Annotated in this window: 15 protein-coding genes; 7 read left to right on the forward strand and 8 right to left on the reverse strand. The window is 64.0% G+C overall.

What is annotated here, in order from left to right:
* The 4 genes from RN01_RS00065 to RN01_RS00080 all read left to right on the forward strand — a co-directional run bounded on the left by RN01_RS00065 (position 1) and on the right by RN01_RS00080 (position 7,081).
* On the forward strand, positions 1 to 1,701 hold the full coding sequence (locus tag RN01_RS00065) for a sigma-54 dependent transcriptional regulator (RefSeq protein ID WP_024570925.1): 1,701 nt from the start codon (positions 1 to 3) through the stop codon (positions 1,699 to 1,701).
* Positions 1,694 to 2,296 carry a 1,6-anhydro-N-acetylmuramyl-L-alanine amidase AmpD gene (ampD, locus tag RN01_RS00070; RefSeq protein ID WP_017511771.1) on the forward strand — a complete coding sequence of 201 codons (603 nt, stop codon included), beginning with the start codon at positions 1,694 to 1,696 and terminating at the stop codon, positions 2,294 to 2,296. The genes RN01_RS00065 and ampD overlap by 8 nt, the downstream gene beginning before the upstream one ends.
* A gap of 517 nt (positions 2,297 to 2,813) precedes the next feature.
* Positions 2,814 to 5,753 (forward strand): ribonucleoside-diphosphate reductase subunit alpha, encoded by a 2,940-nt coding sequence (locus RN01_RS00075; protein WP_017512466.1) that lies wholly within the window; start codon positions 2,814 to 2,816, stop codon positions 5,751 to 5,753.
* A 140-nt stretch (positions 5,754 to 5,893) separates the two neighbouring features.
* The gene (locus RN01_RS00080; RefSeq protein WP_011517587.1) at positions 5,894 to 7,081 is read left to right on the forward strand and encodes a ribonucleotide-diphosphate reductase subunit beta; all 1,188 of its coding nucleotides are present in this window, start codon (positions 5,894 to 5,896) and stop codon (positions 7,079 to 7,081) included.
* A 94-nt stretch (positions 7,082 to 7,175) separates the two neighbouring features.
* Here RN01_RS00080 and RN01_RS00085 read toward each other — a convergent pair whose 3' ends face one another.
* Entirely contained in the window at positions 7,176 to 8,174 is a 999-nt protein-coding gene (locus tag RN01_RS00085) for a tripartite tricarboxylate transporter substrate binding protein (protein ID WP_051068969.1), read from the reverse strand.
* A gap of 79 nt (positions 8,175 to 8,253) precedes the next feature.
* Between RN01_RS00085 and RN01_RS00090 the strand changes: the two genes are divergently transcribed.
* Positions 8,254 to 9,216 carry a zinc-binding alcohol dehydrogenase family protein gene (locus RN01_RS00090; RefSeq protein WP_017512468.1) on the forward strand — a complete coding sequence of 321 codons (963 nt, stop codon included), beginning with the start codon at positions 8,254 to 8,256 and terminating at the stop codon, positions 9,214 to 9,216.
* Positions 9,217 to 9,244: 28 nt separating this feature from the next.
* Here the strand turns inward: RN01_RS00090 and RN01_RS00095 are convergent, their stop codons facing one another.
* Positions 9,245 to 10,183: a recombination-associated protein RdgC gene (locus RN01_RS00095; protein ID WP_017512469.1), complete on the reverse strand. Its 939-nt coding sequence runs from the start codon at positions 10,181 to 10,183 to the stop codon at positions 9,245 to 9,247.
* 260 nt (positions 10,184 to 10,443) lie between these two features.
* Entirely contained in the window at positions 10,444 to 11,031 is a 588-nt protein-coding gene (locus RN01_RS00100; RefSeq protein ID WP_017512470.1) for a YSC84-related protein, read from the reverse strand.
* A 296-nt stretch (positions 11,032 to 11,327) separates the two neighbouring features.
* Between RN01_RS00100 and RN01_RS00105 the strand changes: the two genes are divergently transcribed.
* The gene (locus RN01_RS00105) at positions 11,328 to 11,735 is read left to right on the forward strand and encodes a hypothetical protein (RefSeq protein WP_326998555.1); all 408 of its coding nucleotides are present in this window, start codon (positions 11,328 to 11,330) and stop codon (positions 11,733 to 11,735) included.
* A 54-nt stretch (positions 11,736 to 11,789) separates the two neighbouring features.
* Here RN01_RS00105 and RN01_RS00110 read toward each other — a convergent pair whose 3' ends face one another.
* Positions 11,790 to 12,623: an aldo/keto reductase gene (locus RN01_RS00110; protein WP_017512472.1), complete on the reverse strand. Its 834-nt coding sequence runs from the start codon at positions 12,621 to 12,623 to the stop codon at positions 11,790 to 11,792.
* 117 nt (positions 12,624 to 12,740) lie between these two features.
* Complete coding sequence (locus tag RN01_RS00115) at positions 12,741 to 13,139, reverse strand: 4-oxalocrotonate tautomerase (RefSeq protein WP_024570923.1); 399 nt, start codon at positions 13,137 to 13,139, stop codon at positions 12,741 to 12,743.
* A 145-nt stretch (positions 13,140 to 13,284) separates the two neighbouring features.
* Here RN01_RS00115 and RN01_RS00120 point away from each other — a divergent pair, with 145 nt between their 5' ends.
* Entirely contained in the window at positions 13,285 to 14,175 is an 891-nt protein-coding gene (locus RN01_RS00120) for a LysR family transcriptional regulator (RefSeq protein ID WP_024570922.1), read from the forward strand.
* 21 nt (positions 14,176 to 14,196) lie between these two features.
* Here the strand turns inward: RN01_RS00120 and RN01_RS00125 are convergent, their stop codons facing one another.
* From RN01_RS00125 to RN01_RS00135, 3 genes are all read right to left on the reverse strand, one after another.
* The gene (locus RN01_RS00125; RefSeq protein WP_008645894.1) at positions 14,197 to 14,883 is read right to left on the reverse strand and encodes a Fe2+-dependent dioxygenase; all 687 of its coding nucleotides are present in this window, start codon (positions 14,881 to 14,883) and stop codon (positions 14,197 to 14,199) included.
* A 61-nt stretch (positions 14,884 to 14,944) separates the two neighbouring features.
* Positions 14,945 to 17,194 carry a TonB-dependent siderophore receptor gene (locus RN01_RS00130; RefSeq protein WP_024570921.1) on the reverse strand — a complete coding sequence of 750 codons (2,250 nt, stop codon included), beginning with the start codon at positions 17,192 to 17,194 and terminating at the stop codon, positions 14,945 to 14,947.
* A gap of 275 nt (positions 17,195 to 17,469) precedes the next feature.
* Positions 17,470 to 18,441: a tripartite tricarboxylate transporter substrate binding protein gene (locus RN01_RS00135; RefSeq protein WP_017513780.1), complete on the reverse strand. Its 972-nt coding sequence runs from the start codon at positions 18,439 to 18,441 to the stop codon at positions 17,470 to 17,472.
* Positions 18,442 to 18,482 lie beyond the last annotated feature (41 nt).

Genomic DNA, 18,482 nt, shown 5'->3' on the forward strand with positions numbered 1-18,482 from the left:
ATGCCTCCCAGATTGTCCGCACCCGATCCGATTCTCGTCATCGACGACGAGGCCGACCTGCGCGAGCTGCTGGATATCTCGCTGCGACGCATGGGGCATGACGTGGTGATGGCCGGCTCGCTGGCCGAGGCCCGCCTGCGTCTGGCCGAGCGGCGCTACAGCCTGGTGCTGACCGACATGCGGCTCGGCGATGGCCTCGGCATCGAGATCGTGCGCCAGTTGTCGGCGTCGCCCGAGCGCACCCCGGTGGCCGTGATCACGGCGTATGGCAGCGCGGACAACGCCGTGGATGCGCTCAAGGCCGGCGCGTTCGACTACATCGCCAAGCCGGTATCTCTCGAGCAACTCCGCACGCTGATTCTCAACGCGCTGGGCCGTCACCAGCGCGGTGCGAACGGTAACGACACATCCGATCAGGCCGATGCGGGGGACGTGTCCGACGCGACCGATGGGGCCAGTCTGGGCGATCGCGCGGCCGGGCTGCTACCGGGGGTCTCGCCGGCAATTCATGAGGTACGGCGCTCGCTGCCGCGCCTGGCGCGCAGCATGGCACCGGTGGTGATCAGCGGCGAATCCGGCAGCGGCAAGGAACGGGCGGCGCGAGCGATTCACGCGATCAGCGCGCGCTCGGCGCATCCGTTTGTGGCCGTGAACTGTGGCGCGATCCCTGAGACGCTGATGGAGGCCGAGTTCTTCGGCCACGTCAAAGGCGCCTTTACTGGGGCCGACGCCGAGCGCGGCGGGTTCTTCCAGGCCGCCAATGGCGGCACGCTGCTGCTCGATGAGGTCGCGGACCTGCCACTGGCGATGCAGGTGAAGCTGCTGCGCGCGTTGCAGGAACGCCGCGTGCGCAAGATCGGCGCCAGCAAGGAAGACAGCGTGGATGTGCGCGTCATGTGCGCCAGCCACAAGGATCTGGCCGCGATGGTTGCCGCCGGGGCATTCCGGCAGGACTTGTTCTACCGCCTCAACGTGCTCGAACTCCGGATGCCCACGATGCGCGAGCGCGCCGAGGACATCCCGGTGCTTGCCCGTGCGATTCTCGAGCATCTGGCTGTGCGCTACGGCGATGCGCATCCCAAGCGGCTGTCGCGCGCGGCGCTGGAATGGCTCTGCGCGTACGAATTTCCGGGGAACGTGCGCGAACTCGAGAACCTGCTCGAGCGTGCCTACGCGTTCGCTGAAAGCGAGGAGATCGAGGTGGCCGACCTGGGGCCGCTCGACACCGGCATCGAGCGTGCCGCGCTGATGCAGACGGCCATGGCGGCGGCGGTGCCCCTCGCGGCGCCGCCGTTGACTGCCGTGCCGCCGGCAGCCATGTATCACCGGTGGGGTAACGCCGGAGCCTGGGGCGTGCCCGCTCCGGCGACACCCGTGGCGGTGATGCCAGAACCGGCGCCCGTGCCGGCCCCGATCCCCGTGGCGGGGCCGGTCGCCGCGCCTGCCCCCGATGCTGGCGCGCCGGCTGCCACCACGTTCCCGATCAATCTTCCCGCGCACCTGGAGGCGATGGAGCGCGAGCTGATCCTGCGTGCCTTGCGGCAGACCGGCTTCAACCGGACCGCCGCGGCGCCGCTGCTGGGTTTGAACTTCCGCCAGTTGCGGTATCGGATCGAACAGCTCGGTATCTGCGAGGAGGATGGGCGCAGCGGCCGGGACGATAGCGAATCGCTGGCCGAAGGGGAGGGGCGCGATGTCTGACGCCGCAGGCCGGGTCCGCGACTGGCGGCCCAACGCCGACGGCTGGGTCCCCGCAGCCCGCCACGTGCCGTCCCCGAACTTCGACGCCCGCCCCGAAGGCATGGCGGTCGATGTGGTGGTACTGCACAACATCAGCCTGCCGCCGGGGCAGTTCGGCTCCGACGATATCGAGGCGTTCTTCCAGAATCGGCTCGATGCCACGCGCCATCCGTTTTTCGAGACGATTCGCGATGTCCGGGTATCGGCCCACTTCCTGATCCGCCGCGATGGCGAGCCGGTTCAGTTTGTCGCCTGCACACAACGTGCGTGGCACGCCGGCCAGTCCGACTATTGCGGACGCCAACGCTGCAACGACTTCTCGATCGGCATCGAGATTGAGGGCACCGACGACCAGCCGTTCACGCCAGCTCAATACGAGACGGTGGCCGCGCTGGTGAGTGCCCTGCGGGCCGCCTATCCGATCCAGGGCGTCGCTGGTCACAGCGACATTGCGCCGGGACGCAAGACCGACCCAGGCCCCCACTTCGACTGGAGCCGCTTTGCGAAACAGGCCGCGCTACCGCCGGCGATGATGCCGTACCGGCAGGCAAGGTAGGTTTTCCAGGGGTGTCAAATAGGGTGCGCGGGCCCCGAATCGTCACGACGGCTGCCACATTCTGGGGCACCTATCGCCGACCTGTTCCCATAGAAATATTTTCAAAATCTTGTGCGCCACCGAACGGCTCGCCGCGAACCCTTGAGGCAGCGGGCTTTGCGGGATTGTGGCGCTGCCGCACCGCCGGCACGGCAATGTGAAAGCTGATTGTCAAGACTGGTCATTCAGTCTCGTTTCACTATACTTAGCCCAGATTTTCGATGTGACCACTATATCTAGTGGTTTTTCCGGGGAGCCGACCCAAGAGTGAAGCATCGCTGCAGCAGCTTGCGGTGTGTGCGTCACAAAATTCAACCGGGTCGGGCTGTAAAAGAGTCCCTAGCAGAATGAACGCCTGTGCAGTTTGGTTCTCGCCTGGCATGGCCAGTGTCGAGTGTCTTCTGGAGCGCATTTTGCTAGGGACTTTGTCATCTTCAGCAGAAGTCTTCAATACAAGGGTTAAAACAGGAGTTACCTCATGCAAACGGCCCAAAACGAACAACAAACCACTGGCGTGACTGGCGTTGCTGGCGCAGCAGCCGGCATTGCGCAGCAGAGCCCCGTCGCTGCAGGCGTTACCTATCAGGACTACAAGCTGATCCGCCGTAACGGCGCCGTGGTGTCGTTCGAGCCGAACAAGATTGCCGTGGCCATGACCAAGGCATTCCTGGCCGTCAACGGCGGCCAGGGCGCGGGATCCGCGCGCGTGCGCGAGATCGTCGAGCAACTGACCCAGAATGTGGTGCGCGCGCTGGTGCGCAGCCGTCCGAACGGCGGCACGTTCCATATCGAAGACGTGCAGGATCACGTGGAACTGGCGCTGATGCGCTCGGGCGAACATGAGGTGGCCCGCGCCTACGTGCTGTACCGCGAAAAGCGCACGCAGGAACGCGCCCAGGCCAACGCGCAGGCGGTGGCCCGCGTGCAGGAAGCCGGCGTGTCGTTCAACGTGACCGATAACGGTGTGACGTACCAGCTGGACTTGGCGACGTTGCACGCGCTGATCGATAACGCCTGCAGCGGCCTCGGCAAGGCCGTCAGCGCAGAGCCGATCCTGAAGGAAACGCTCAAGAACCTGTACGACGGCGTGCCGATGACGCAGGTCTACGACTCCGCCATCCTGGCCGCGCGCACGCTGATCGAGAAGGACCCGGCCTACAGCCAGGTGACCGCCCGTATCCTGCTGCACACGATCCGCAAGGAAATCCTGGGCGCCGAAGTGACCCAGACCGAGATGGCGACGAAGTACGCCGAGTACTTCCCGAAGTTCATCGCCCGCGGTATCGAAGCCGAACTGCTCGACGAAAAGCTGGCTACGTACGACCTGGCCCGCCTGGGCGCCGCGCTGGACGCCTCGCGCGACTTCCAGTTCAACTACCTGGGCCTGCAGACGCTGTACGACCGCTACTTCCTGCACGTGGACGAAGTGCGCATCGAAATGCCGCAGGCGTTCTTCATGCGCGTGGCCATGGGCCTGGCGCTGGAAGAGAAGGACCGTGAAGCGCGCGCGATCGAGTTCTACCAGCTGCTGTCGTCGTTCGATTTCATGTCGTCGACCCCGACGCTGTTCAACTCGGGCACGCGCCGCTCGCAGCTGTCGTCGTGCTACCTGACCACGGTCTCGGACGACCTGGAAGGCATCTACGAGGCGCTCAAGGAAAACGCGCTGCTGTCGAAGTTCGCTGGCGGCCTGGGCAACGACTGGACCAACGTGCGCGCGCTGGGCTCGCACATCAAGGGCACCAACGGCAAGTCGCAGGGCGTGGTGCCGTTCCTGAAGGTGGTCAACGACACGGCCGTGGCCGTGAACCAGGGCGGCAAGCGCAAGGGCGCGGTCTGCGCGTACCTGGAAACGTGGCACCTTGACATCGAGGAATTCCTCGAGCTGCGCAAGAACACCGGCGACGACCGCCGCCGCACGCACGACATGAACACGGCCAACTGGATTCCGGACCTGTTCATGAAGCGTGTGATGGAAAATGGCGAATGGACGCTGTTCTCGCCGGCCAGCTGCCCGGACCTGCATGACAAGGTCGGCAAGGCATTCGAGCAGGCCTACCTGGGCTACGAAGCCAAGGCCGCCAACGGCGAACTGAAGCTGTTCAAGAAAGTGCCGGCCATGCAGCTGTGGCGCAAGATGCTGGGCATGCTGTTCGAAACCGGCCATCCGTGGATCACGTTCAAGGACCCGTGCAACATCCGCAGCCCGCAGCAGCACGTGGGTGTGGTGCATAGCTCGAACCTGTGCACGGAAATCACGCTGAACACGAACGAGAGCGAAATCGCCGTGTGCAACCTGGGTTCCGTGAACCTGGTGGCCCACCTGATGCAACAGGCCGATGGCACGTACGTGCTGGATCACGCCAAGCTGCAGAAGACGATCCGCACCGCGATGCGCATGCTCGACAACGTGATCGACATCAACTACTACGCGGTAGAGAAGGCGCGCAACTCGAACCTGCGCCACCGTCCGGTGGGTATGGGCATCATGGGCTTCCAGGACTGCCTGCACGTGCTGCGCACGCCGTACGCCAGCGACGCCGCGGTGAAGTTCGCCGATACGTCGATGGAAGCCGTGTGCTACTACGCCTACCAGGCTTCGACCGAGCTGGCCGAAGAGCGAGGCCGTTACAGCACCTACGAGGGTTCGCTGTGGGATCGTGGCATCCTGCCGCAGGATTCGCTGAAGCTGCTGGCCGAAGAACGTGGCGGCTACCTGGACGTGGACCTGTCGTCGACGATGGACTGGGACAACCTGCGCGGCCGCATCAAGCAGCACGGCATGCGCAACTCGAACTGCATCGCGATCGCCCCGACCGCGACCATTTCGAACATCATCGGCGTGTCCGCCTGCATCGAGCCGACGTTCCAGAACCTGTACGTGAAGTCGAACCTCTCGGGCGAGTTCACGGTAGTGAACGACTACCTCGTGCGCGACCTGAAGGAACGCGGCCTGTGGGACGAAGTGATGGTCGCCGACCTGAAGTACTTCGACGGCTCGCTGGCCCGCATCGACCGCATTCCGCAGGACCTGCGGGACATCTACGCCACGGCGTTCGAAGTGGAACCGACCTGGCTCGTGGAAGCCGCCAGCCGCCGTCAGAAGTGGATCGACCAGGCCCAGTCGCTGAACATCTACATGGCCGGCGCTTCGGGCAAGAAGCTGGACGACACCTACAAGCTGGCCTGGCTGCGTGGTCTGAAGACCACGTACTACCTGCGCACGATGGCCGCCACGCACGTGGAGAAGTCCACCGTGCAGCGCGGTTCGCTGAACGCGGTGTCGTCGGGCGCTGACGGCCAGTCGGGCATCGACGCTGCGGCGTCGGCTGCACCGGCGATGCCGGAGGCCGAGGGCGCGGTCTGCACGATGCGTCCGGGCGATCCTGGCTTCGAAGAGTGCGAAGCCTGCCAGTAAGCAACACCTGAAAGTACCCTCGGTCTGCTTCCCTCTCCCGCTGTGCGGGGGAGGAGCTGGGGGAGAGGGCCAGGCGCATCGATAGCCGTTGCGCCTAAGCTGGCCACAGCCGCCCCTGATCGAATCATCGGAGAAACAACATGCTGAGCTGGGACGACGACGTTCAAGCCACACCGCAGGCCGCGCCGCAGCCTGCCCTGCAACCCGCTGCCGTCGCCACGTCGGTCGACCAGCAAGGCGTGCTGCCGCCGGCAGCCACCGAGCCGGGCATCCTTGGCAACAACCCCAACGCCGCCGCCGCGCAAAGCACGCGCCGCGTGAACGCCGCCGACAAGCGCGTGATCAACGGCGCCACGGACGTGAACCAGCTCGTGCCGTTCAAGTACAAGTGGGCATGGGAAAAGTATCTGGCCGGTTGCGCGAACCACTGGATGCCGCAGGAAATCAACATGTCGCGCGACATCGCCCTGTGGAAGGACCCGAACGGCCTGACCGAGGACGAGCGCCGCATCATCAAGCGCAACCTGGGCTTCTTCGTGACGGCCGATTCGCTGGCCGCCAACAATATCGTGCTGGGCACGTACCGCCAGATCACGGCGCCGGAATGCCGACAGTACCTGTTACGCCAGGCCTTCGAAGAGGCCATCCACACGCACGCCTACCAGTACATCGTGGAATCGCTCGGTCTGAACGAAGCCGAGATCTTCAACGCGTACCATGAAGTGCAGTCGATCCGCGACAAGGACGAGTTCCTGATCCCGTTCATCGATACGCTGACCGACCCGTCGTTCAAGACCGGCACGCCGGAGAACGACCAGAAGCTGCTGAAGTCGCTGATCGTGTTCGCCTGCATCATGGAAGGCCTGTTCTTCTACGTGGGCTTCACGCAGATCCTGGCGATGGGACGCCAGAACAAGATGACCGGCGCTGCCGAGCAGTACCAGTACATCCTGCGCGACGAATCCCTGCACTGTAATTTCGGTATCGACCTGATCAACCAGATCAAGCTCGAAAACCCGCACCTGTGGACGGCCGAGTTCAAGGCCGAGATCACGGAGCTGTTCAAGAAGGCCGTGGACCTGGAATACCGCTACGCCGAGGACACCATGCCGCGCGGCGTGCTGGGCCTGAACGCACCGATGTTCAAGGGCTACCTGCGCTTCATCTGCAACCGCCGTTGCCAGCAGATCGGTCTGGACCAGCTCTTCCCGAACGAGGAAAACCCGTTCCCGTGGATGAGCGAAATGATCGACCTGAAGAAAGAGCGCAACTTCTTCGAGACGCGCGTCATCGAGTACCAGACGGGCGGCGCGCTGTCGTGGGATTGAGGGGTCGGCTGCCGCGTTGAGAAGACGGCAGCCAGAATGGGTAGTGTGCGGACATCGGGCGAGAGCCTGATGTCCGTTTTTGTTTCTTGGCGGCTTACTCCGCCGTCGCCCCAGACCGCTTCACCACCGTCGCCCATTTCCGGATCTCGCTATCCACAAACTTGCCGGTCTCCGCAGGCGTCATCGGCATTGGCTCCGAGCCCCGGTCGGTGATGAACTTGTGCAGTTCGGGTGATTGCAGCGCCTTGACGGCCTCCGCATTCAACTGCGAGACGACGGCCGGGGGCGTGCCAGCCGGCGCCATCATCACGGCCCAGCCCAGCGCCTCGAAGCCCGGCACGCCCTGTTCGCGCACGGTTGGCACCGACGGGAGCTGCGGCACGCGTTGCGTCGTGGTCACGGCCAGCGGCAGGGCCTTGTGGCTCTGGATCAGCGGCATGGCGGCCGTCACCGAATCGACCATCAGCGGAATCTGATTGCCGAGGAAATCGGCCTGCGCCGGGCCGCTGCCCTTGTACGGAATGTGTACGACGAAGATGCCGGTCTGTGCCTTGAGCATTTCGGCCGACAGGTGCTGCGTGCCGCCGATGCCGGCGCTCGCGTAGCTGTACTTGCCCGGCGCCGCCTTGGCCTTCGTGATCAGGTCGCGCAGCGAGGTGAAACCCGACTGCGGCGTGGCCAGGAACACCAATGGCACCGAGAACACGCCCGATATCGGCGCGAAATCCTGGCGCGGGTCGTAGTTGACCTTCTTGTAAAGCGTCTGGTTGATCGCCATCGCGCTGCCCGCCATCACGAGCGTATAGCCATCGGCCGGTGCCTTCGCGGCAACCTCCATGCCGATGTTGCCACCGGCGCCTGCCCGGTTCTCGACAATGACGGACTGGCCCAGTTGCTTGCCCAGTTTCTCGGCAAGCGCGCGGGCGAAGATATCGGTGGCCTGTCCGGGCGGGAACGGCACGATCAGCTTGATGGGGCGGTCAGGCCAGGCGGCGTGGGCGGTGGTGGCGGCTGCGAGCAGCAGCGCGGCCAGGGACAGGCGCGACGGCTTCAATGGAGTCTCCTCGTTGTTTTCGGGGGATTTTACGCGCATCTCCTTTCAGAATCGGCTCAGAGACTTCGGACTTCGGGCTCCCTAGGATCCGTGATGGGTCCACCAAGGAGAGCCATCGATGAAAGCCGTAGTCCAGCACCAATTCGGCGAAACGCCGTGCTTCACCACCTTTGACGACCCCTATCCGAGCGATGGGGAAACCCTGGTCCAGGTCCGGGCCGCAGTGATCTGCCCGGCCGATCTCGCTATCGCCAAGGGGCTGCATCCCCGCTTGCCGACGCAGTTGCCGTTCATCTGTGGGCGCGATGGCGTCGGGCGGCTCGCCGACGGGCAGCGTGTCTACTTCCGGGCCAGCCGCGCGCCGTATGGCGCGATGGCCGAATACGCGCCGGCCGAGTGGGTAGCGCCGCTGCCGGACGATGTTGGTTCGGCGGCGGCCGCGGCGCTGGTCGGGCCTGCGCTGGCCGCATGGTTGCCGCTGGCGACGCGGGCCGACGTCGAGCCTGGTGAAACCGTGCTGGTGCTTGGCGCGTCGGGCATCGCGGGCCGCCTGGCGGTGCAGGCGGCACGTCTGCAAGGGGCGGGGCGCGTCATCGCCGCCGGTCATCTGCCCGAACAGTTGTCCACACTCGGTGCCGATGCGCTGATCGACCTCGCACTGCCGCCGAGCATCCTGCAGTACACGTTCGCCTCGTTTGCGGAGCAGGGGATCGACGTGGTGATCGATTTCGTCTGGGGCGAGGCGCTCGAACTGCTGCTGGCCGCGTTGGTGCAGTGCGACGGGATGCCGATGTCGATGTTCGATCGTGGCGTGCGCGTCGTCACGACGGCGAACCGAGGGGCCGGCAGCATGATGCTGCCGCCTGCGGCATTGCGCGACTCGCGCGTGCAGCTCATGGGCTGCGGCCCGGCCAACCATCCGCCGTGCGGCTACGTGAAGACGCTGGTCGACGACATCCTTGCCTGCGCCAGCGATGGCGACCTCGGTACGGAATTCGAACTGGCGCAGATGTCCGCGGTCGCGGACGTCTGGCGGCGCGCTGGCGAGCAGGCTACGCGCGTCGTGCTGACGCTCGATTGAGCTCGCCGGCGCGATGGCGCACGTGGGATCAGGCCGCCTTGCGGACGTCGATGGGGGCTTCGGTGCCTTCGGCCTTGCGCTCGCCGCCCAGGGCGTCGGTCAGGTCGGTAAGCAGGCTCGCCAGCTCGCCCGCCATCAGCGCGAAGTCGGCATCGAAGCGCTCGTCCTCGTCATGCAGCGTGCCGTCGGCCTGTTCCTTGATGACATCGAGCGGATTCACGCGTTTGATGACCAGCGCTTCGGTCAGCACGAATGACACGCGGTCGTTCCACGTCATGGCCAGGCGCGTGCAACGCTTGCCAGCGGCGATATGGCGGCGCAGGTCCTCGGGGTCCAGCGGGTGGCGGACGTAGCGGACCGTGGCCTTGCTTTCGCCGCTCGACTGGAGCTCGATTTCCTGGTCGACCGTGAAGCCGGCCGGGGCGGTGTCGGTGGCCAGCCATTCGGTCATGGCGGTCACGGGCGACTGGTTCACGTGCAGGTTGGCCACGGGCAGCGGATCAATTGCCTTGAACAGCATCCCGCGCACTTCGTCGGCCTTGGCCGTTCCGGCCGCATCGATCGCCAGCCAGCCATTGGCTGGGTCGATCCAGACGCGCGTGTCGCGGCGGATGCTGAAAGCGCGTGGGAGCAGTTCTTCCGTGATCTGCTCCTTCAGTTCCTTGAGTTGCTTGCGGCCCGGCTTGAAGCCCTGTTGCTCTTCGAGCTCGGCGGCGCGGGCCTTGGTGACCTGGTTGACCACGGTTGCCGGCAGCAGCTTCTTTTCGGTGCGCAGCACCAGCAGCATCTGGCGATTGACGCAATGTACGAGCTGACCGTTGTCGCGGGGCGATGCCCAGCCTTGGGTCTGCATCTCCAGGCTGGTGCCGGGGTAAAACGCGTGCTTGGCCAGGCAAGCTTCAACGTCGTCAGCGGTGAGTGTCCACGGGGCGGAGAAACGATGAACCTGGAGATTCTTGAACCACATGAGAATTCGGCCTCGCGTACGAAAAAGGGGAGGGACGCATTCTAACGGGTCAATCGGGGTCGGATGCGCATACCGATGCAGGTTCGGCGAAGAGAGATGGAAAGCGGGGGGAGGAGCGGGAGCGACGCGGGCAGGCAACGTCTCCTGCCCTCGCCGAGGGCAGCCGCACGAGCCTGCCGCGATGTGACCGGGGGCGCCCGCAAGGACGGGCGCCCCCGGTCAAGACGTCAAATCAATACTTGGCAACGTGCCAAATTGTGTCAGATCGAGAGCTTCGAGATCTTGGTGCCTTCCAGGCTCAGGCCAGCCATCAGGCCCGCATTGGTCATCGCGAAACCGATGATCGGCTGCTGTGCCGTATTGGTATCGATCTGACCGTTGGCGCCAATCGTCGCCAGGGCCACCGTGGCATCCGCGCCCACTTGCCAGCCACTGCTGTGCACGAACTTGTCGTACGCCTCCTGGGTCATGAACATCAGGACGAACGCTTTCGATTGCGCGCCGGCCTGAAAGCCGAACGAACCAGAGATCGCCCGATAGTATCCTCGGTCGGCACCGCCCGCCCGCAGGACGCCGTCGCCGTATTCACCCCCAACGATGAAACCAGCCGACAGTAGCTTCGGGAAGATCAGGATGCCCTTGGCCTTGGCACCCAGTTCCTGTGCGGACTTGGTTGTCGCGTAGAGGCGATTGAGCGTATCCGTTGCGCCAACGTTGATTTCACGACGCTTGGATGCACTGTCACCGGAGTCGGTGGGGCCAGTGACGCTGCAGCCTGCCAGCGCACCCAGACCGGTAAGACCGACAAGCCCCGCACTGCCGGCGGACAGGAAGGTTCGACGTTTCATGCTTTCCTCCAAGGGTTGAAGTGTTTTAACCGCCTCTAAAGCATAGGCGTGCGATGCACTTCCGCAAATGCGATTTTGTCTGACAATACGTGACTTGCTATCTGACATGAGGCAAGTCAGTCCTGTTTTATTGCAATTTCTTGCAAATCAGTGGAATGGCTTCTGAAACTCAAATCATCCGCCCTGGTCTTTGGAGCATGCACCAGACAATCGCCCCCTTTCCTCCAGACGCCGGCATTGCCGCCTCTCAATCTTCCGGACGGACGCCAATGCGGGGGCGCCTGATCAGACTCGCCGTGACGACGCTGCCGATGGCCGCTTTGCTGGCCGCCTGCTCGTCCTCGCAGCCGCCGGCCGAGTCGGCAACCCAGGCCGCCGCGCAGGAGTCTGTACAGGTCGCGCCGGCATGGCAGGCCGAACGCGTGAAATATATGGAATGCGTACAGGTCAAGGTCGACGACGGTGTTTCGAGCAAGGCCGTGCCGGCTGACGTGGCTGGCGGTGCGCTTAGTGCCTGTCAGGACCAACTGAAGGTCATGCACGACGCGTTCCAGTCATATCTGATGGCTGGTATGAGTTCGGCCCACGGCCGTAGCAGCGCCAAACAGGCTGCCGATCGGGTGACCACGGATACGCGTGAGAAGGCACGTGTCTATCTCACGCGCTACGTTGAGGTAGAGCGCTACAAGGCAGGGCAGCGCTAAATTGGGGCGCCGGAGGATAGCCGGCGCCAGTTCCGTCTCGTCCTGGGCCCGCGTTCAGAGCATCGCCAGCGGCTGCACGTGGCGCGGGGGCGGAAACAGTTCGTCCAGCGCGGCAAGCTGTTCCGCGCTCAGCGTCAGGTCCAGCGCGCCGACGTTCTCGCGCAGACGCTCGCGGTTGCCAGTCTTTGGGATGGCGATGATGTCGTCGCGGCTGAGCAGCCACGCCAGCGCAACCTGCGCCGGAGACTTTCCAATCGATTGCGCAAAACGCTTCAGGCCCGGGCTGCGCAGCAATCGCGCCTGCTCGATCGGGGAATAGGCCATGACGGGAACCTCCCGCTCGCGCAGCCAGGGCAGCAGGTCGAATTCGATGCCACGGCGGCTCAGGTTATAGAGCAACTGGTTCACGGCCACTTCATCGCCACCCGGCACATCCCATAGTTCTTCCATGTCGGAGAGGTCGAGATTGCTGACGCCGAACTGACGGATCTTGCCGGCTTGCCGCAACGCCAGGAACGCCTCGATCGTTTCCTCGAACGGCACGTCGCCGCGCCAGTGCAGCAGGTAGAGATCAATATGGTCGGTGCCCAGGCGATTCAGGCTGCGCTCGCACGCGGCCACCGCGCCCTTGCGACTGGCATTGTGCGGATACACCTTGCTGACCAGAAACGTCTGGTCGCGACGCCCCCGGATCGCCTCGCCGATCAGTGACTCCGACAAGCCTTCGCCATACATCTCGGCGGTGTCGATCAGCCGCAGTCCAAGATCCAGACCCAGCTGCAACGTGGCGATTTCCTCGGCACGTGTCTGGCGATGATCGCCAATGTTCCAGGTACCCATGCCCAGCGCGGGCACGCGTTCGCCGCCGGGCAGCGTGACTTGTTTCATGCAATGACTCCGGTGTGAAGGGCCGACGATGACGGCTTGCAGCCCTTCACACTAGTGAACATTGGCACGGAGTACAAGCCAGCCGCCCGCACGACACTGCTGACTGAAATGCGCGAATCAACCGTGTTGGTGGCGGTACTCCTGCGACTTGCCGCCGTATCCGTAGGCGGCCGCCCGCGCGTCGATCACGTGGATGTAGGACAGGGGATTGACGTCGCCGATCACCTCGGACAACGCCCCGAATATCGCTGCGAGATACTGTGCCTTTTCGGCCTTGGTGTTCGTCTCGTCGGTCACGCTGATGTCGAGCTGGAACGCGTTGCGGCCCTCGGCATACTCCGACAGCGGTTTGCCAGCAATGAACCACTGTTCGCGCGGGATGTATGTGACTGTGGTGGCGATCACGCCGGCTTCCTTTCGCAGGACCCGCTGGGTCAGTTCGCCGACCGCGGCGACCGCGCGGCGGGTGAGTTCCGTATCAGGATGGCCGGAAATCTGCAGGGCGATGTGGGGCATGACAGGCTCCTTGACTGGGTTGGTTTTCACGCTGCGACGGATGATTTTCCGCTGCGGTGATGTCATCGTAGGCGCTGCCTTGATATCGGAAAAGCGGGAATATACGATACTATCCATCGGATATACCGAATCGTTGAGGCCAGCCATGCGTGGATTCGAGACCGATCAACTGAGAACCTTCGTGGCCGTGGCGGACAGCGGTAGCTTGTCCGCGGCGGCACCCCGGCTGTTCCTGTCGCAGTCGTCCGTCAGCGAGCAATTGCGCAAGCTTGAGGAGCGTGCCGGCGTCCCCCTCCTCACTCGAGGGAAGAAGGGGGCCGCAGTGACGCCGGCCGGCGCGCGGCTGCTCGAGTACGCGCGGCGCATCCTGTCGCTGAACGAACTGGCGATGCAGGAGTTGCGCGGACAGTCGCTCGATGGCGAGCTACGTCTGGCGGTGACGGACTACTTTCGCCCCGGCGAGATTGCCGGCATGTTGCGCCGGTTGCGCGACCGTTATCCGTACCTGAAGCTGCACGTGACGGTCATGAAGAGCGCGGCCATCGAGGCTGCCGCCGAGATGGACGAGTTCGATATAGGCCTGAGTATGCGGTTGATCCGTTTGGGGGGCGATGCTGCGCCGCACGAGAGGCGCAAGTCCGGTGTCGTACTGCGGCGGGAGGCGCTGGCGTGGGTCGCGGCACCGGAGATCGCCGAGTCGCCGCAGGCCACGCTGCCGCTCGTGCTGTTACCGGATACCTGTTCGATGCACCAGTTCGTGGTGCAGTTGCTCAAACGGCGGCGGCGCGCGTTCGATATTGGCCATTCGGCATCCGGGGTGGCCGGGCTGCATCTGGCCCTGGCGGCGGGCCTTGGCGTGTCATGTCTGAACGCCTCGGCCATCGGGCCGGGTGTCGCGCCGCTGGATGCGGCCGCCACGGCGGGCTGGAAGTTGCCGCCGCTGCCTTCGGCCGAGTTCTATCTGCTGGGGGCCCGGCGCGGGGAGAGCGAGTTCATTGGCCAGGCACGTCAGGCGCTGGCCGAGCAGTTCGGCTAGGCGAGGAAGACCAGGCCGGGATCAGGTATCGCTCCACTGGCGCAGGAGGTTGTGATAGCAGCCCACTAGCGTGCGGCGCGCGCGTTCGTCAGCGTTGGTCTGATTCAGCGTCTGGATGGCGTTGTCCATGTCGAACAACAGCGCGCGTTGGCCATCGTCGCGAATCAGGCTCTGAATCCAGAAAAAGCAGCCAACTCGCACACCGCGCGTGATCGGCGTGACCTGGTGCAGGCTTGTGGACGGGTAGACCACCATGTCACCGGCCGCGAGCTTGACCGAGTGCACGCCGTAGGTGTCCTCGATCTGCAGTTCGCCGCCGTCGTAGCTGGCCGGGTCGGACAGGAACAGCGTGGCGGAAACATCGGTACGCAGCTTGCGGCCGTTGTGCGGGTGCAGGCGGACGCCGCCATCGACGTGCAGGCCGAACGTCATGCCCTCACTGTAGCGATTGAACATCGGCGGATAGACGATGTTTGGCAGCACGGCGCTGATGAACAGCGGATTGCGCTCGAGCGCGCTCAGTACAAGATGCTGGCACTGCGCCGCCGCCTCGGAGCGTTCGTCGATCTGCTGGTTGAACTTCACCGGCGCGCCGGAGTATCCGGCGGTGACTCGGCCGTCCACCCAGGCGTCGCCCGCGTGATCGAGCTGCTCCCGCAGCATGGCCAGTTGCTCGGCGTTGAGAACCTGCGGAATGCGGACGAGCATCGTATCTATATAGATAGTGAGCGAAAATCGGAGCCGCCCGGCGCTGCGGCCCCGGCGGCACTTACATGCGGTATGTGAACGACAGCATCGCGGTGCGGCCCGTACCCGGCACCGAACGGCCGCCGTCGGACTGAATCAGTGCATCGTAATACTTCTTGTCGAAGATGTTGAACAGATTCAGGCGCACATCGTACTTCGGCTGATGGTAGGCGATCATGCCGTCCCAGCGCACGTAGCCGCCCACCTGTACGGTGTTGGTGTTGTTGGCATAGCGCTGCGACATATAGAACGCCCCGCCGCCGATTTCCCAGCTCGGCAGGATCGCGTAGCTGGTCCAGGCCGTGGCCGTGTGCTTGGGCGTATTGAGCGGCACCTTGCCTTCCGTGCCAGCGGCGACGCCGTTCTCGATCACGCCATTGAGGTACGTGTAGCCGGCGAACACCTGCCACTTCTGGGTAATGCGGCCGGTCATGCCCAGGCGGAAGCCGTCCACCTGGATCTTGCCTGTCAGCGCGTAAGTGGTGGCGTCGATCTGGCTACGCGCGTTGTCCTTGGTGATGCGGAAAATCGCCGAGTTGACCTGCAAGTCGCCATTGCGCAGATCCCACTTGCCACCCAGTTCGTACGATTTGTTCTTCTCCGGGTCCAGCGATTGCTGGCCCACCGTGCCGACCAGTTGCTCGAGCGACGGGTTGAACGACGTGCCATACGACACGTAGTACGACTGCTGCTCCGTCGGCTGCCAGATGCCGCCCAGACGCACGCTCGTGAAGTTGACGGTCTGGTTGGCATACGGCAGCACGGTGCTGCCGCTGGTGTTGGAGGAGTTGATCGAGTTGCTGATGCTGGCGATATATCGATCGTAGCGCAGGCCGGCAACCGCCTTCCATTGCTTGCTGAACTCGATCGAATCGTTGGCATAGACGGCGACCGTGTTGGCTGAACCGCCTTGCAGGTTGCCGACGCTTGAGGCGACGTTCGACGGTGAGTCCTGGTAGACCGGATCGACCACTGGCGTGCAGGCGACGTAGCCCGTGGTGGCCCCGTTCGCATTCAGCGGCGTGCTGCCGCAGCCGCCGTTCCGGTAGTAGTTCTGGTTGTTGTAACCATCATGACCAAGCTCCAGGCCCGTCAGCAGCGTGTGCTTGACCGGACCGGTGTTGAAGTCAGCGGTCAGTTCGGTCTGGTTGAAGATCGAGTAATCGCGGATGTTGCGGTCATGGCTCTGTTGGCGCACATAGAGCTGCGACAGCGGCAGGTTGGTCGTGGTCAGCGCCGTGAATTTGCCGGAGGCATCGATCGAGCCCACGGCATTGGGCGCCGTCTCTCGCGCATCGGTGGATACGTAGTTGAATGAGGTCTGGTTGCGCAGGCGCAGGTTCGGCGAGAACTTGTGCGTGACGCCGGCCGAAAGCGAGGCGATGTCCTGGCGCGTGCGGTCGTTGTTGAAGCCGTAGTACGTGTTGCGATTGACGTTGACCGGGTGACCGTTGATGGCCGGGAAGCCATAGTCGGGCATGTCCTCGTTGTGCTGGAGCAGGGCGGACAGGGTGATCTCGGTGGACGTGCCGATGCCAAAGCGCCAGGACGGCGCGATGCCGAAGTCCTGCACTGTCATTTCGTCGCGCGTGCTCGGCTTGCCGTCCTGCGCCATCGCGGAGATACGGAAGGCGGAGGTATCGCCGGTTGGCGTGTTCACGTCGGCGGTGGCGCGCACCAGGCCGTTCGTGGTGACGGAGCCGGTTACCTCCGTGGCGGCCTTCATCTGCGGCTTCTTGGTGACCTGGTTCACGATGCCGCCGGTGGAGCCACGGCCGAACAGCATCGACGACGGACCCATGATGACTTCGACCTGATCCAGCGCAAACGTGTCGCGGTAGTACTGGCCACGGTCGCGGAAGCCGTCGAGGTACATGTCGGTACGCGCCGAGAACCCGTTCAGGTTGATGTTGGTACCGATCTGGCCGCCCTCGGCACCGCCGATCGTGATGCCGGGCACGTTGCGCAGCGCATCGGCCAGCGAGGTAGCACCCTGCGAATCCATTACCGCGCGGTTCACGATCGTCACGGACTGGGGGACGTCACGCAATTCAGCGGGCAGCTTCGAGAGCTGGCTGCCTGCCGGGCTGAAGTCGTCGCGGATGGCCGAGCCCTGGACCGTGATTTCGCGCAGCGTTGCCGGCGCGGTTTCCGACGCGCTGGCCGGCGCAGGAGCGGCCGTAGCGGGCGCTTGCTGGGCGAGGGCGGCAGGGGTGGCAGGAACGGCAAAAAGGGCTACGAGGGCGGTGGCCAGGGGCGTGCGGCGAGTCATTGTCCAGTCCATGTGTGCGGGCGTGGCGCAATATAAATGCGAACGATTCGCGTTGCAATTTGCGTTGTTACCTGTTCACAGACAAGGTGCTTCGCTGTTGAATGACTTAATAAAAATACAAATGACGGCGAAAATGACCGTACGGGTGATGCTTTGGGTGTTATGTATGCTGATTAATACGCTTTTGTAACGGCAGTGATGCAAAAAACGGCCCGCTCAAGGCGGGCCGTATGCATACATTTGGTCACCCTGGCAGGTGAACGTGTCGCGAATTTTTAATCGGCGCTCATGTTCGCGTTCTTCGCGATCCGACCCAGGCGTTCACGCTCGGATTTGATAAACGCGACGAAGCTCTCCACCGAGCCACCTGCGGGCTCGATACCGTTCTGGATCAGGCGCTCGCGAATATCGGGGCTCTGCATGCCCGCGCTCAGTTCCGCATTGAGCTTCTTGATGATGGCCGGGTCTGTGCCCTTCGGCGCGAAGATGCCGGCCCAATGCCCGATGCGAACTTCGGGCAGACCCTGTTCCGCGGTGGTCGCGACGTTCGGCGCAGCGGGCATACGCTTGTCCCACGTCGCGCCCAGCGCCTTCAGCTTGCCCGCCTTGATCTGCGGCAGCACCACGATCGACGCTTCGGACGTTGCCACGACCTGATTGCCGATCACTGCCGTGATGCTCTCCGAACCGCTCTTGTATGGCACCACGGTCAGCACCGCGCCTTTTTCCTTGAGCATTTCCTCGACGAAGTGCGGCGTGCTGCCGCTGCCGGCGGTAGCGAACGGCACGCCACCCTGCTTCTTCGAATACTCGATCAGTTCCTTGACGTTGTTCACCGGCACCGAGGGCGAAGCGACGATCACCGACGGGCTCACTGCGATCAAACCGACGGGAACGAGATCGTCCGGTGCGTACGGCATCTTCGAACGGATCAGGCCGTTGGTCACGGTGCCCACTGCGCCGACCAGGAACGTGTAGCCATCGGGCTTGCTCTTTGCCACGTAGTCGGCGCCAACGATACCGCCCGCACCGGGACGATTCTCGATGACGACCGGCTGGCCGATGCGCTTGCTGACGGCTTCGGCGCCGGCACGTGCCACGAGGTCGTTGGCACCGCCTGCCGTGAACGGCACGACGAACTTGATGACGTGATTCGGCCAGGCATCCGCGGCGTGCGCGGTTGTGGCGATGAGGGAAGTGGTGGCGAGTGCGAGGGCCATGACGCGGCCGCGTGGGGAGAAGCGCATGCTCAAAGTCTCCGGATGTCGTTGTAGAGGCAAACGATCTT

It is taken from the genome of Cupriavidus sp. SHE (assembly GCF_000812445.1).
GTDB lineage: Bacteria > Pseudomonadota > Gammaproteobacteria > Burkholderiales > Burkholderiaceae > Cupriavidus > Cupriavidus metallidurans.